The organism is Corynebacterium simulans (assembly GCF_001586215.1).
In the GTDB taxonomy this organism is placed as follows: domain Bacteria; phylum Actinomycetota; class Actinomycetes; order Mycobacteriales; family Mycobacteriaceae; genus Corynebacterium; species Corynebacterium simulans.
In genome coordinates this window covers 207,456-222,575 of the sequence record NZ_CP014634.1, presented here as the reverse complement: position 1 = coordinate 222,575, position 15,120 = coordinate 207,456, and the positions used below count along the sequence as shown (strand labels likewise).

12 protein-coding genes are annotated in these 15,120 nt (G+C 59.0%); 4 read left to right on the top strand and 8 right to left on the bottom strand.

All coding sequences use genetic code 11. The features are described 5' to 3' along the window. The first annotated feature begins 65 nt into the window (after nucleotides 1–65). From serA to WM42_RS01025, 3 genes are all read left to right on the top strand, one after another. Nucleotides 66–1,652 (top strand): phosphoglycerate dehydrogenase, encoded by a 1,587-nt coding sequence (gene serA / locus WM42_RS01035; RefSeq protein ID WP_062035203.1) that lies wholly within the window; start codon nucleotides 66–68, stop codon nucleotides 1,650–1,652. Between the two features lie 87 nt (nucleotides 1,653–1,739). Continuing rightward, a complete protein-coding gene (locus WM42_RS01030; protein WP_062035201.1) occupies nucleotides 1,740–2,756 on the top strand; it encodes a 3-isopropylmalate dehydrogenase in 1,017 nt (338 codons plus the stop codon). Between the two features lie 73 nt (nucleotides 2,757–2,829). Next, nucleotides 2,830–3,639, top strand: coding sequence for a fumarylacetoacetate hydrolase family protein (locus WM42_RS01025; protein ID WP_201057394.1), 810 nt, complete (start codon nucleotides 2,830–2,832; stop codon nucleotides 3,637–3,639). Nucleotides 3,640–3,706: 67 nt separating this feature from the next. Here WM42_RS01025 and WM42_RS01020 read toward each other — a convergent pair whose 3' ends face one another. Next, nucleotides 3,707–4,810: an isochorismate synthase gene (locus WM42_RS01020; protein WP_062035196.1), complete on the bottom strand. Its 1,104-nt coding sequence runs from the start codon at nucleotides 4,808–4,810 to the stop codon at nucleotides 3,707–3,709. Nucleotides 4,811–4,899: 89 nt separating this feature from the next. Here WM42_RS01020 and WM42_RS01015 point away from each other — a divergent pair, with 89 nt between their 5' ends. Continuing rightward, nucleotides 4,900–6,048 carry a CE1 family esterase gene (locus tag WM42_RS01015; protein ID WP_235591281.1) on the top strand — a complete coding sequence of 383 codons (1,149 nt, stop codon included), beginning with the start codon at nucleotides 4,900–4,902 and terminating at the stop codon, nucleotides 6,046–6,048. On the opposite strand, the gene WM42_RS01010 is transcribed toward WM42_RS01015, so the two are convergent. From WM42_RS01010 to WM42_RS00980, 7 genes are read right to left on the bottom strand one after another with little or no spacing between them, the layout of a single operon-like run. Further along, nucleotides 6,049–7,404, bottom strand: a complete 1,356-nt coding sequence (locus WM42_RS01010) for a choice-of-anchor M domain-containing protein (RefSeq protein ID WP_062035194.1) — start codon at nucleotides 7,402–7,404, stop codon at nucleotides 6,049–6,051. 15 nt (nucleotides 7,405–7,419) lie between these two features. Further along, nucleotides 7,420–8,286 carry an anchored repeat-type ABC transporter permease subunit gene (locus WM42_RS01005; protein ID WP_062035192.1) on the bottom strand — a complete coding sequence of 289 codons (867 nt, stop codon included), beginning with the start codon at nucleotides 8,284–8,286 and terminating at the stop codon, nucleotides 7,420–7,422. Further along, complete coding sequence (locus WM42_RS01000) at nucleotides 8,283–9,023, bottom strand: anchored repeat-type ABC transporter ATP-binding subunit (RefSeq protein WP_061922149.1); 741 nt, start codon at nucleotides 9,021–9,023, stop codon at nucleotides 8,283–8,285. The genes WM42_RS01005 and WM42_RS01000 overlap by 4 nt, the downstream gene beginning before the upstream one ends. Then, a complete protein-coding gene (locus tag WM42_RS00995) occupies nucleotides 9,007–9,942 on the bottom strand; it encodes a choice-of-anchor M domain-containing protein (protein WP_062035190.1) in 936 nt (311 codons plus the stop codon). Before WM42_RS00995 ends, WM42_RS01000 begins: the two co-directional genes overlap by 17 nt. Before the next feature lie 45 nt (nucleotides 9,943–9,987). Next, on the bottom strand, nucleotides 9,988–11,472 hold the full coding sequence (locus WM42_RS00990; protein ID WP_062035188.1) for an anchored repeat ABC transporter, substrate-binding protein: 1,485 nt from the start codon (nucleotides 11,470–11,472) through the stop codon (nucleotides 9,988–9,990). Continuing rightward, nucleotides 11,472–12,557, bottom strand: coding sequence for a choice-of-anchor M domain-containing protein (locus tag WM42_RS00985; RefSeq protein WP_062035187.1), 1,086 nt, complete (start codon nucleotides 12,555–12,557; stop codon nucleotides 11,472–11,474). The genes WM42_RS00990 and WM42_RS00985 overlap by 1 nt, the downstream gene beginning before the upstream one ends. A gap of 56 nt (nucleotides 12,558–12,613) precedes the next feature. Beyond that, complete coding sequence (locus tag WM42_RS00980; RefSeq protein WP_062035185.1) at nucleotides 12,614–14,959, bottom strand: choice-of-anchor M domain-containing protein; 2,346 nt, start codon at nucleotides 14,957–14,959, stop codon at nucleotides 12,614–12,616. Nucleotides 14,960–15,120: the final 161 nt, after the last annotated feature.

Below are 15,120 nucleotides of genomic sequence, written 5' to 3'. Positions count from 1 at the left end.
CTACACTTCCTTGCAACATGCGCATGGTTCATGCGTTTGCCCAACACAGCCTAACTAAGGAAGTCATGTCGAAGCCGGTCGTATTAATCGCCGATAAGCTTGCCCAGTCCACCGTCGTCGCATTGGGAGATGGGGTGGAAGTCCGCTGGGTCGATGGGCCAAACCGCGCCGATCTGCTCGCTGCAGTGCCGGATGCGGATGCCTTGCTCGTGCGTTCTGCCACGCAAGTCGACGCCGAGGTGCTCGCCGCAGCTCGGCGCCTCAAGATTGTCGGGCGTGCGGGCGTGGGGCTCGACAACGTTGATATCCCTGCTGCCACCGAGCGTGGCGTCATGGTGGTTAACGCACCAACCAGCAATATTCACAGCGCCTGCGAGCAGGCGATTGCCCTGCTGCTTGCTACCGCCCGGCAAATTCCTGCAGCCGATAAGTCCTTGCGTGACGGCGAGTGGAAGCGCTCCTCGTTCAAGGGCGTGGAAATCTACGGCAAGACCGTCGGAATCGTCGGCTTTGGCCACATTGGCCAACTGTTTGCCCAGCGCTTGAAGGCCTTTGAAACCACCATCATCGCCCATGATCCTTACGCCAATCCGGCACGCGCTGCCGCATTGGGTGTCGAGCTCGTGGAGCTTGAGGAGCTAATGCGCCGCGCTGACTTCGTAACCATTCACCTGCCTAAGACGAAGGAAACCGCGGGGATGTTCGACGCGGAGCTGCTTGCTAAGGCGAAGGAGGGCCAAGTCCTTATTAACGCCGCACGCGGTGGTCTTGTGGATGAGGCTGCGCTGGCGGAATCCATTAAGGCGGGCAGGCATAGGGGAGCAGGATTCGATGTATTCGAAACCGAGCCGTGCACTGATTCGCCATTATTTCAGCTGCCGCAGGTGACCGCTTCGCCGCACCTAGGCGCCTCGACGGTGGAAGCGCAAGACCGAGCAGGTACGGATGTGGCGGCCTCTGTTCTAAAGGCGCTCTCCGGCGAATTCGTTGCCGATGCAGTTAACGTGTCCGCGGGACACGTGGGCGAGGAAGTGGCCGGTTGGCTGGATCTCGCACGAAAGCTGGGGCTTGCCGCAGGAAAATTGCTGGGCCAGGCGCCGGTTGCCATCGAGGTAGAGGCGCGCGGTGAACTCGCTAACGAGGACGTCTCGGCGCTGGGCCTTTCGGCTGTGCGCGGCTTGTTCAGTGGCGTCGTCGACGAGCCTGTGACCTTTGTCAACGCCATGCAGATTGCACATGCGCGCGGTGTCGAGGTGGACGTGCGGACCCAGGCTGAATCGAAGGGGCAGCGTTCCTCGCTCGTGGTGATGGTGATTGGCGCGGATGGCTCGACCTCCCAGCTGACCGGCGCCATCACGGGCATCGATGGCGTGGAGAAGATCATCCGCATCAACGCTCGTGGCGTCGACATGCGGGCAACGGGCCGCAACCTCTTCTTTAGCTACGATGACGCCCCCGGTGCGCTCGGTACGGTGGGCACCAAGCTGGGGGCCGCCGGGATCAACATCGTGGCGGCTGCACTGACGCAGGGCAAGACACCAAGCGACGCCGTTCTCATTCTTCGCGTCGAGCAAGAGGTGCCAGACGAGATGATTGAAGACATTAAGGCGGCTCTCGGTGCGGAGTGCGTGCAGCTGGATCTCGACGCTTAAAGAGGGAGGTGGAAATTCGAGAAATAGCGTTGAAGGGTCTGCTAACCTGATTCTCACATCCATTATGTGAGAAAGGAATCCCGCATCATGAAACTGGCGGTTATTGGTGGAGACGGCATTGGGCCTGAGGTCACTGCGGAAGCGCTCAAGGTATTGCGTACCGTGCGTGACGATATCGAGGTGACCGAATTTGACCTCGGTAGCCGCCGTTACCTGCGCAATGGCGAGCTTCTCACTGCTGCCGACCTGGAATCATTGCGTGAGCATGATGCGATTTTGCTTGGCGCCATCGGCGCGCCCGATAAGGTTGCGCCCGGTATCTTGGAGCGGGGCCTGCTGTTAAAGCTGCGCTTCGAGCTTGACCATCACGTCAACCTGCGCCCTGCCAAGCTCCATCCCACGGCAACCTCGCCTTTGGCAAACCCGGGGGAGGTTGACTTAGTGGTGGTCCGCGAGGGTACCGAAGGTCTCTATTGTGGCAACGGTGGAACTTTGCGGGAAGGCACCAAACATGAGGTGGCTTCGGAGGTTTCCCAAAACACCCGCTTTGGTGTCGAGCGCGTAGTGCGTGACGCATTTGAGCGGGCGGCGTGCCGCCGCAAGCATTTGACCCTGGTACACAAGACCAACGTCTTGGTTAATGCGGGTGGGCTGTGGCAGCGCACCGTCGACGAGTTATCCGCGGAGTATCCCGAAGTAACCGTGGATTATCAGCACATCGATGCTGCGACCATTTTTATGGTGACGGATCCTTCGCGCTATGACGTCATTGTTACAGACAACCTCTTCGGCGATATCCTCACGGATTTGGCCGGTGCCATCACGGGCGGTATCGGGCTCGCAGCCTCTGGAAACATCGATGCCTCAGGCGTGAATCCTTCCATGTTTGAACCGGTGCATGGCTCGGCGCCGGACATTGCGGGTAAGGGGGTTGCCGACCCAACTGCGGCCATTTTGTCGGCGGCGATGCTCCTGCGGCATCTCGGAGACGATGCAAACGCGGGGCGGATTGAAGCCGCTGTGGAAGGCGACGTCGCCAAGCGGGGCAATGAAACGATTCATACCGCAGAAGTTGGCGACAGGATTGCGGCCGCGCTAGCCTAAGCTCGGGTGTGAAAAGAATTCACACGCACCCTTAGCTAACGAGTGAAGAACGCAAATTGGTAGCATGGCCGTTATGCGTTTAGGACGAATAGCTCACCCAGAAGGAATCTGCTTTGCCATCATCGACGGGCCAAAGGATGCCCCACTCGAGGAACTGACGGCAAAGGAGATTGCCGGTACTCCATTTACCACCCCAGAACCGACTGGCCGCGAGTGGAAGCTGAGCGAAGTTCGCCTGCTAGCTCCGACCCTGCCAACCAAGGTTGTAGCGCTTGGCCGTAATTATGCAGACCATGTCGCGGAGGTCTTCAAAGAGTCCGCCGAGCACCTCCCGCCGACAATCTTCATCAAGCCTTCCACCGCAGTCGTCGGCCCGAACGTGCCAATCAAGATCCCAGAATTTGCCACGAAGGTGGAGTTCGAGGGTGAGCTGGCCGTTGTGATCTCCAAGGTTTCGAAGAATATCAAGGCTGAGAACTGGAAGGATCACGTTTTGGGTTACGTCATCTGCAATGACGTCTCTTCCCGTGACCTGCAGTTCAAGGATGGTCAATGGGCGCGTGCGAAGGGCATCGATACCTTCTGCCCGCTGGGTCCATGGATTGAAACTGACTTGGACTCATTGAATCTGGATGATCAGAAGATCAATGCTTACCTGACTCACGATGGTAAACGCGAGCAGAAGCAGGACTCCAACACTGACCAGATGATTGTGAAGATGGGCGGAATTCTCGAGGAAATTTCCGCCTCCTATACTTTGCTGCCTGGTGATGTCATCACAACCGGATCTCCGGCAGGTACCGCGCCGATGTTCCCTGGCGATACGATTGAAATCGAGATTCCGGGACTTGGCACGCTTAAGAACCCGATTGAAAAGGCTTAAAGCTTAAAGCCTTCGTTGCCTACCCGGGAAGAATTCGAGGAGCGTTACTCACAACGCGGACGTGGTTTTAAAGGCCCAACGCCCGCAGAATGGTGCGTAGCTTTGCGGTGGTCTCAGCCAGTTCTTCCTGCGAATTAGAAGACTCGACAATTCCGCCGCCGGCCCAGGCGCGGGCGCTAAGGCCGTTGCCGGCTACTTCGGCGCAACGGATGGCGACCATGTACTCGCCGTCGCCGTTGTTGTCGCACCAACCCACGGTGCCCGCGTAGAAGCCTCGATCGGTTTCTGCGGTTTCGATGAGTGCTTGGGCGGCCTCGGTGGGCGTGCCACAGATTGCCGGGGTGGGGTGAACCAGCATGGCAAGCTCCAGTGCGGTTAGCTCGGGTTCCTTCAAGGTGCCGGCGATAGGCGTGCCCAAGTGCCACATCTCATTGGTGTTGATCAGTTCCGGGGTGCTCGGTGCGTCGAGAGTGGTGCACAGCGGGCTGAGGATGCGGCGTAGGTGATCGACCACAAAGGAGTGTTCGTGGAGATCCTTCGCGGAACGCAGTAGGTCTTGCCCAGCCAAATGGTCGCGGGCTTTATCAGCTTGGCGTGGCGCGGAGCCTGCTAGCGGGAAAGCGGTGACAGTCGAGCCTTGTTTCTTGACCAGTACCTCGGGGGATGCGCCGACCAGCGTGGCGCCCTCGCGGCCAGCCGGGGTGAGATCGGCGATGAAGCCGTCACGGTTCGCGGAAATATCGATAAGCCTTGCGGCCACGAGACGTGGATCGACTGCTTCGGTGAATTCGAGGTCGACGGCGCGCGCTAAGACCACCTTGTCAAGCTTGGAGGTTTGAATCGTGGCAATTGCGGCGTCGACGCGGCGCAGGTGTTCTTCTGGTTCCGGGTCGAATCCGGTAACCCGTGCGTTGAGCGTGCCCTGGCGATAGTAGGCCGGCGGTTCGAGCGGGCCGTCCTCGCGAATGATGGAAGCAGGCTCGGTGAGTGCGGCTGGATCGTCCGTGTTGAAAGGCAGCGCGCCAACAATCATCTCCGCGGACTTATCGCGTAGTGCGGCGATTGCTTTCTCGACGTCGGTAAAGGTGCGTTGAGAACCCTGTGTGCGTACCGATCCCGTGGCTCGGGAGAGCAAAAAGTCAGGTGCGGTGGCTGGTCTGTTCTCGTGCATGAGAATCAAGCTTACTTCCTTGGAGAAAATTGACAGAATTCCGTGTGTTGAATGAGGCCTGTGTGAAAAGTGTGATTACTGTGTCAACAGTGATCTTTTCCCTACCCAAGGAGTCCCAGGTGCTTAGCCCGCAAAGCTGGATGAATAAGCTCAAACGTTCAGCGGTATCCCTCGCCGCCGCGGCCATCGTCGTCAGCGCGCCTGGTTTCGCCGCCGCTCAGGAAGCGCCTGCTCCGGCACCAGCTCCCGCACCCGTTCCGGCCCCTGCGCCAGCCCCGGTACCTGCACCTACACCTGCACCTGCTCCTACGGCTGATGGCTCTCATCTGATTCCTGAAGGTGTTAAGGAATCGACCCCGGCCGTATCGCCTGAGCTGGCAACTCAGCCGCAGCTGCCGCCAGAAAATGATAATCCTGCCGCGCCAGCTGAGCCGGTAGTCCCAGCGGACCCGACCGTGAACCCAGTTCAGCCGATTTCAAATGGCCAGATGCGTTCTATCAACATGGAGCACGAGGGCAAAACTCGCCGCTACCTGCTGCGGATCCCGAACAACTACAACCCGGACGTGGCAGCACCGGTACTCTACGGCTTCGGCGGTTGGGAGGATTCCCCAGAGAACTTCTCCAGCTACAACCGCATGGGAAATACTGGCGCCGCTAAGGAAGCGATCATCGTTTACCCTGAGGGCTTCGAGCGCGCTTGGGAGGCTGCGCCGTATGCAAAGACTCACGACGGCGAGGATATTCGCTTCATTCAGCGCATCTTGGACGACGTCGACAAGGATTACCGCGTCGACCGCTCCCGCGTTTATGCGATGGGAATGTCTAATGGCGGCGGCTTTACTTCTGTTCTGGGCTGCCACGCGCAGGAGACCTTCGCTGCTGTGGCAACCGTCTCCGGCGCTTTCTACAATCCGGTCGAGCAGAACTGCGTTGACGCCCCGATGCACACCCTCCTCATGCACGGAGTGAATGACCGCATGATGCAGTACGAGGGCGGCATCCGCCATGAGGCCGGCTACCTACCGGTTCGTGAGGTTCTTGGCGGCTACCTCAAACGCAACCGTTGCGATATGACTTTCCAGGCTGAGCAGAACGGCCCAATGGCTGAGCGCCTGCGCTTTAACAACTGCCTGAAAAACGTTGAGCTCCTCAAGGTCAAGGGCGACCACACCTGGTGGTACGAGCCGGACACCTCGAACGAGGTGTGGAACTTCCTTTCGGATAAGCGCAAGTAACTAAAGGATCTGCTGGGTTTGGCCTAGTTCCTGTGACTGATTGCGCTTTGGCTTGCGGAAGAACTGGGCCCAAATAAACAAACCGGTGCCCAAAAGCAATGCGAATGCACCGATACCGGAGAGAACGCCGGCCCAGAAGTTGAGCATCGGGACGCCATAGCTTAATTCTTGCGCATCCGTTTCTACATAGCCTTGTCCGTCTTCGGTGGCAAGGCTATTTCCACGTCCGGGGCGGTGTGCGCTTGCCGACGCCTTCTTCTTTTTCTCTGTTTCCTTTTGTTCGGACTTCGACGGTGCTGACTTGGTTCCTGTGTTAGTGGATCCTGCCGTATTAGCCGAGCGGACTGCTGGCTTGCTGCCCATAACCGTGCCGCCTGGCGTCGATTGTGGCTGCGGGTTAGCAGCCTTCTTTTCGGTTTGGGCCTTGGTGGTGTCCTTGGCCTTGGACTTGTCCTTGGCCTTGTCTTTGTCTTTTTGCTCGGTCTTGTTCTTGCTTTCGTTCTTGCTCTTGTCAGACTTGGCTTTAGGCGCCTCCGTGGCAACCATCTTGTCGGCCTCGTCGAGGGTCTTATCGAGGGCCTTGTCGAGGGTGCCGATGGCCTTTGCGGTATCGTTGATGTCAGTGGTCAACTGTCCAGCCTTGCTCTTTGGGCCAGAGTTGCCTGCGGAGCTGCCGCCCCAATCGAGCTCACAGAGCTCTGAATCATCGGTTGAATTGCCCACGAGGAACGGGGCGTCGAGTGAGTGCTCGGAGCCGTCCGGGAGGGTGAAGGTAAAAGTGACGGCGTAGGCGCCCGGCTGGGTGAAGCCGAAATTGACGTGGGTATGGGAGCGTGGGTAATCCCATGTCATGCTCGGGTCTTCGCTATCGAGTTTGAGCTCTGAGTCGCTCAAGTCGCCGGTTTGCCAAGCGAGGACGCGGCCGCCCTCAGGTGCGTCGTGAAGCTCCATGGATAGCTGAGCGGTTTCATCCTCAGTCATGTTCGAAAGGTGCAGCAGCGAGAAACCGAACCACGGGCGGTCATGGTCTTGGTCTTGGGGAAGCAGCCATGCATCGCCAGAAATGCCGGGGAAGCCTAGCTCGTCGAGAGAGCCCGTCATGTTGTCATCGACTACCACGACGAAATCGCGGGAATCGCGCTCGACGTGCTCACCGGTGCTGTCGTCGTCTACGGTAAAGCGCAGCGGGCCGTCGTCGTCGCGCACTGCGGCATCCTGGTGGCCTTTTTCGATGTGGTAGCTATCCATCACGGCGCAGGTATCCTCCGCGAAAGCCTGTGGTGCGGAAAGGCCGAGGAAGGTGGCAGCGCCGAGGGCGACGACGGTGCGTGGTACGCGGGAGTGCGAGAAAATCATGTGGGGTAGTCCTCTCTATGAGTTGGTCTTGGATTCGGACGTCTTCTTCTGAAGAAGCGGGGAGATTGCCCATGCCACTAGGAAGAGGGCGGTAAGCACGAGCACGATGGTGGCGCCCGCTGGTAGGTCGATGGCCCACGCCAAGTAGATGCCGGTGAAGCTCGCGAAGATGCCTATGGCACTGGAGGTGAGCATCATCGTGCCCAGTGAGTTGGTTAGCAGGCGGGCAGTAGCCGCGGGAGTGATAAGCAGTGCCAGCACCAGGATGTTGCCGATGGTTCCCACCGAGATGACCACCGCGCCGGTTACGCAGAGGTAGAGCACGATGTCGAGGGCGAAAACGGGAAGGCCCATTGCGCGTGCCGTTTCCTTGTCTAGGCAGTTGGCCGTAAGTTGTGGACCAAGCAATGCGATGAGGCCCACGATGATCACGGTGACTGCAGCGGCGGTGTAGAGGTCCGCTTTCGATACGCCGGTCAAGGTGCCGAAGAGAAAGCTCGTCAGCGATGCGGTGTAGCCCTCAGTCCGAGAGATGATCACCATGCCGAGGGCAAAGGAAGCCGCAAAGAAGATTCCGATGACGGAGTCGGCGCGCACGCTGCGGCGCTGCGAAAAGCAAGCGATGAGCAATGCTACGACCGTGCCGGCAACCGCCCCACCCAGCAGGATGGATCCCTGCAGGGCAAAAGCAACCGCCAGGCCCGGGAACACCGCGTGGGAGACAGCATCGCCGATGAAAGCCATACCGCGCAGCACCACGTAGCAGCCCACCACGGCACAGACCACCGCAGACAGCATCGAGATACCCACCGCGCGAGCGAGGAAGTCTAGCTGCGGGTTAGCCAGATCGCTAAAGAAATCAAACAGGGAGACCTCGATCATGCGGCCACCCCAATCGCGGAAAGGAGCGGGGAATCGGTGCTGACGCCGAAGGCGGCGGTCCAGGCGGCGGCGTCGCCAAGCACTTGCTCAGCAGGGCCATCCGCAGTGATTTCCTTATTGAATAGCACCAAGCGCTGGCACGTGTGCGCAGCCTCCGCCAGATTGTGGGTGGACATGATGATGCTCGTGCCACCTGCACAGAGCTCGTCGAAAAGATAGAGCAACGCCTCCGTATTGGGGGCATCGAGACCCGTGAAAGGCTCATCAAGCAGGAGCACCTGCGGATTTGTGGCTAAAGCGCGCGCGATGAGCACGCGCTGGCGTTGGCCACCGGAAAGCTCAGCGATGGGCCGCTTTGCCAAGTGCGTGAGGTTCGTCAGCTCCAGCGCGCGCTTGGTTGCCGCGTGGTCTTTGGCGCGGGGCCTGCGGAACCACCCAATCAAACCCGTGCGCCCGTTCAACGCCGCCTGATAGACGTTGATGGGAAAGTCCCACTCTACGTCGTGACGCTGTGGCACATAACCCACCGACGCCGCGCACTGAATGTGCCCGCTGGCAGGAACCAAGCCCAGGATTGAGCGCATCAACGTCGTCTTGCCGGCGCCGTTGGGGCCTAAAAGACCGATGAATTCGCCAGGGTATACGCGCAGCGATGCATCGTTGATAACGCGGCGCCCGCTCAAGGTCACGCGCACGTGTTCTAGATCTATCAGTGCTTCCTTAGTCTTGGTCGGCATGCTTGCCTTTCTTGCGCGCTGCAAGGATAAGAAGGAAAGCCGAGACAATAAGCACGACTGCGCCGGCTCCGAGCAATACCCAAATCCATCCAGCGATGGAGGAAGAGGAGCCTTCTTGAGCAGCCTCTTGATCCCACTCGGTGGCGTTGGCCTCAGTCACGTCGGTCTCTGCTCCAACCGCGAAGGTCAAAATGCCGTCGGTGCTGAAGTCTTCTCCATTTTTGGTCTTTCCCTTAAGGCGGATACCCACCTGGTGGATGCCCGGCTCAGTGAAAACCCAGTTGGCGTGGGTATGGGTGTTGAGGTCTACCCAGAAATCCTCGCGCTGGTTCTTAGCGGTGGACCAGAGCACCTGGGGTGCTTCGAAGCCGCCATTTTGGAGGAAGAGCGAAAACTCGCCCGGGCCGGTGTGACCGAGGAACTCCATGTTCACGCCGCGGTCGGCGGCATCGATAAGCGAGGGTGCCTGGGTATTCCAGCCCACCCAGGGAACGCCTGCTTGCTCTGTCTGCGGGATGACCCAGACGTTCTCGCCGGCATTGCCGCCGACGAAGCCGAATTGCTCATCGTCTGGGAGCGCGAGTTGGGCTTCGTCGCCTACTTTGAACACGACGTCGTCAAGCTCGCGCCATACGGGTGTGGCTGCGGAATCGTCGCGCGCGAGGAAGTGCGCGCCTTCGCCTGTAAACTGCGCGCCGACGTCCACGTGGCCATGGTCGATGATTGCTTCGGTGCCTGCCGGAGCGAATTCTTCGTCGTCTTTGACCACCTGGGCGAGGTCACCAGCCCATGCACTAGGCGCCGGGATGGCGGAGGTTACCAAGATCGCAGCTAGAACGGCCAAGCACGCATAGACCACCGTCGCACTCGCGAGGATGCGACTTAGCGGCCCAGTGGCTTTCGCGGAAGTTGAATTCATTTGTGGATTCCTTGTTTCTCAGAGATTTTCTTTAGGTGTGACTGGTTAGGGCGAAGGGTTAAGGCAGCGGTGGAGCGTCTGCGCATTGGTACGCATCATGTCGATGTACGTCGGAGCCTTTTCATCCAACGTGTCGCCGTAGATGGTGCAGACGCGGATTCCTTGTTGCGCGGCTGCCTCGGTGAGTGTTGCCGTGCTTGCTTGTTGTGTCGGCTCTACAAAAACGGCTGGTAGGTGCAGGTTCTCCAACGTCCTGCGCAGCGCAATGACATCGCGCGGGGAGGGCTCGATGGCAGGATTCGGGGTGATAAAGCCTGCGACCTGCATGCCGTAGCCTTGGTCCAGGTAGGCATAGCCGTGATGCGGCGTGACCAGATGGCGCTGGGCCTGCGGGATGGAGGCTATTTGCTCGGCAACGAAAGCGTCGGTCTCCTTCAGCTGCTCGATATACGACGCCGCGCGCTCGCGGTAGGCCGCACCATGGGTGGGGTCTGCCAGCGCGAGGTTATCGGCCACCACCTCGGTTTCTGCGATGACATTGTCGACGTTGTGCCACAGGTGTGGGTCAACCTCGCCATGGATGTGCTTGCCCAGCACGGCTTGTGGCAGGAGATAGGTCTCGCTGCCCGGACGGCCCAAGAAGCGATACGCCGGATTCGGCGGAATCGGCTGCAATGTTGAAGAAGGCAAAGCTACCGCAGTGGTGTTGGGATCGAAGTGGGCGCCGTTATCCTGCAGATCAATGGACCCCGCTGCGATATTCGCTGTGATGTCCACGTGCCCCTCATCGTGTGCGCGCATTCCTTCTGGGGGATTAACGCCCACGGCGACGGTGATATTTTGCACCGCGGTATCGCCGTCTTCAGAGTGGGCCTTAAACCCAATGCGATAGATACCGGGTTTGGAAAAGCCCCACGAGACATGCGTGTGCGCGTTAGCGGGCAAGCGGGCGGTGTCCTCATGATCGTTGATACCGTCCGCGCTGTTGAACAGCACCTCCGGCGTACCGAAGGTGGAGACCACGTAAGCTGCCACGTCACCGGGACCCTCGGCAGAGACCATGCTGAGCTCCACCGCGTGCGAGTTGGCCGGGGCATCCTGGATGCGCAGTCCCAGCCACACGGTATCGAGGGCAGTGTTTTCCACGAGCGGAACGAGCTTTGCGCCGCGGGTGGAAGCTTGGTCTGCGACCTCGATAACCGGGACATGCGTGGTCTCCCGCAAAGTATCCATGAGCCCTTGCGGCTCAAGCAGATAGCCGTTTGCGAACGCGACGTCCGCGTTCGCCGCGTTACGGATGGTGCGCAGCGAAGGCTCAAAGGTATGTGGGTCTTTACCTGCGGGGATAAGGGTGGTGACGTTGGCGTCTTCGCCTGCAACGTGGCTAATGACGTCCGCGAGAATCGGCGTTGTCGCCACGACATTCAGGCCCTCCGGCGCCTGCCCAACACCTGGGGCCGCGCAGCCGGCTATGAGAGCCACGGCGCTTAGCGACGACGCGACAGCCCAACGATTGTTTCGGTGCAGCATTAGTCCTGGACCTTCGCCAGCACCCAGCGCATAACACCAAGGCCCAGCATCAACATGCCAACGCCGAGCAACCCCAAGCCCCACGGCAGGTAGTTGGGGGCTTCAACGAAGTCGTTGCCCGCCGATTGCAAAGCCACATCCGAGCCATCTTCCTGCGCACCCGAGTGCGACTTGTGGCCCCGACGCACATGCTTGCGCGACTTTTCGCGGCCGGGCTTGCCCGAAGAGTGATTACCTGAAGCCGCACGATTGCCGCTTGCATTGGCACCGCCTAGTGCTCCACCAGCAGAAGACAAGGAACCTGCCGAGGCAGAATGCCCGTCGGACTCGGCATCCGAATCGGTGGAATCGGATTCGCCCTCGACGTCGTCGAAGTCCTCGTCTTCAACGTATTCTCCATCTTCTTCGCCTGCGGCTTCACCATCACCTACGGACCAGGTGTAGGTGACCTTGTTACTGGTATCGCCATTAGAAGAAGCCTGCACGGTCATGGTGTAGGTACCTGGCTCGCTAAACGCCCAGTTGACGTGGCGATGAGCAGGGTAGGGCTGATTGATGACCTCGCCGCTGCGCAGCTCCAAGTCACCGGAGTCAGTAACAGATTCAATGTCACCGAAGCCCGTTGTCTCAAAGATGTAGACCGCACCAGGCCCACTAACATCCACGAAGTTGAGGTCAACGTCCTTGTAGCCTGCTTGCTGTGCCTTCTGGGTATCCCAGCCCGGCCAGATGATGTCCGACTTCTGGGTCTGCGGCAGAAAGTACGTGGGCGTGCCGATGGCGTCCACGCTCTCGGTGGCATCAGACCACGCGTTTTCGTTGACCCGCAACACTACGTCATCGCCGGGACGCTCGACCTCTGAGCCGGTGATGTCTTCCTTCATCGACAGTGAGAGCTGGCCATCCGGCGCAGTGACGTAGAAGACGTCGACGTGACCGGAATCAAATTCCGTCTCTTGGGCCTGCGCCGCAGCAAGCGGCATCGAAAAGACTACGAGCATCACCGTAAACAACCAGCCCAGGGTGCGACGGTAAAGCGCAGGCCGAGGTACGACCCGGGACGGCATAGGAGAGAGTGTGTCCATAACTATTTAAGTCCTCTGCAATTAACAAATGCGGTTTAGGAACGGTCAGGGCCCATTTAGCGGCCAGTGATTCCCTTTACCCAGTAATCAATCTCCGCGCGGTGATCATGGATGAAGTTCAGCGCCGCCTGGAAGATGGTCGCCAGCACGAGCGGGAGCACCAGACTCCACGGGTTGAAGGAAGAACCTTCAGCAGAAGAACCTTCCTTCTCTGGGTTGGGTTGCGGCTTCGGCTGCGGCTTGGGCTCTGGTTTCGGTGCTGGCTTGTCTTTACCGCAGTTGTTGGTGGCCTCGTCGCCGATGGTGAATAGCAGCTCTTGTGGCTCAGATTCGACCTTCTTGCCGTCGGTGGTGGTGGCGGTGTAGGTCACGTCGAACTTGTAGACGCCTGGCTTGCTGAAGGCCCAGTTGGTGTGGGCGTGTGATGCGAAGACGGTATCGATGGTGAAGTCGTCCTTGCTCGAATCCATGAGAACCTGGTCCTTGCCGCCGAGACCGCCGGTGGTCCACATGCCAAAGGTGGCGCCTTCCGGCACCTCCTTTGGCTGCAGGTTCAGGTGCACCTTACCGTCCTTGAACTGCGAATAATCAAGCTTCTCAGTGTTGTAGCCCGGCCAGATGATGTCGCGGTTCTGCGTTTGCGGCAAGACATAAGTCTTTTCGCCGACTGGGTTCATGAAGTCGTACTCGGCACCTCCGAACTTTTCGGGGCGCTTCATCAGGGCGTTGTCGCGCACGGAAATCACGACGTCGTCAAGCCGGCGCATCACCATCTTGTTTGCACCGATGTTGGTTTCGTCCTTGAGACGCAGATCGAAGTGATCGTCCTTTCGAGTGGCCATGATGTCGATGTGGCCGCGGTTCAGGACGAGTTTTTCGTTGCACGTGGTTGAAGGATCGGCAGCGCCTTCTTCCTTCTCGCCTTCCTCACGCTTGTCGGCGTCCTGGTGCTGTGGGGAAGTACCCAGAGCACCGTCCTTTTCGAAGGTCTTACCGAAGGCATAGGAATCAGCGACGACGACCGAGCCGGACTCCGCTTTGACCGTCGGATGCGGGTTCAGCGTCAACTTGAGCTTGTAGTCGTTATAAAAGGTCGCCTCGTCCACAAGGAACTCGCCGTGGCCGTTGGTAACAGCGCCCGTGAAATCAAGAGTGGCGATATCGCTGTCGTTTTTGTAGAAGCCGCCGCTGATAAAGCCATTGAAGTTCTTGTCCTCAGTATCGACGACGACCTTGGATGCAGACTTGCCGGCCGGCTCAATCTTGGCCTGAAACTTCTTGCTCGTTGGAGTCATCTCCTCCTGCGGCGCAAGCTTGCGCACGTTGTGGGTTTCTTCCCACGCATCGGCAGACTTGGTCGAATCCGTCGAATTTGTTGCGCCTGGAGCGTATTCAACCTGTTGCGAGATCCATCGTGGTTCCGAGCCTTCCGGAGTAAAGACGGCCTGGATGTTCGATTTTTCCGGGCCCAGGAATTCGTCCCACTCGGCCTGGCCATCGGTTACAGGCAGATCGGTGAGGAAATAGCCGTCGATAAGCAGCGTCAGCGTGCCTGAAGCCTTGTTTTCTGCATTGAAGCTGATGGTGGACAGGTTCTTGTCGCCGTCCTTTTCAGGATTGGACTTCGGCGAAATGTCGAGCTTGTAGCCTGCCGCAGAGGCATCGCCGTCAGTCGCGGCGTCGTAGCGCTCCCGCAAGGAAGGAGTCGTGTTATCGGCAGGCTTCATGCCTCCTACCTGTAGGGAAGTGGTGGTCGGCTCCGAGGCGACGAGCGTGCCGTCCTTCTTACGCGCGGTGGTGCGGTAGGTGACCTCGTAGCGGCCAGGCTTGGTGAAAAGCGTGTAGTTATGGGTGTGGGAGCCTGCGTGCAGCATCGAAGAATACGCGGAGTTCGGCGTGGTGCCGATGAAGCGGTCGAGGCCGCCCTCGGAGTCGCGATACCTGAAAAGCTCGAAATCGCCAGGACCGTCTACCGAGAGGATGTCGAGCGAGGCGAAGTTATCGCGGAAGTCATCTTCAGGCAGCCCGGAATCCGCGCCGAAGCCAAGCCAGATTGGATCGGCGCTGCCCAAGATGTTGGCTGGTGCCGTGTAGTAGGTCTTGCGTGCTTGACCAATGAAATCGAAAGCGCCGTTGTCCGGCAGAGTGAATTGGTATTGGTTTCCTCCGTCGATATTCCAGCCCTTGCCGATCCACGCGACGGTGTCTGCTAGGTCTGTGGTGGTGGAGTTATGCTCAGACTTGAGCGTGAAGTTATCGTCTTCCCAAAATGTTTTGGGGGAATCGACGTGTCCCTGTGTGGCGATTGCCTTTCCGTCGTCGGGCCCGGCGAAGGCCGGTGCCGGGGCGATAAGCGAGAGAGTAGTAAGGATGGCTAGGTAGCGGGTGCGAGAACGTGCCACAGCGTGGAGACCTTTCTTCAGTTCTGATCCAAGGCCTTCACTATAGAAAATAGTTTCCATTTTGTTTGAGCAGCCTGATGTAGATTGTGAAACCGCTGGCAGAAACTATTGAATTCTATTTTCAGTTACCCCATTTTGGGTGAAGCCGTGGAAGTGACGGG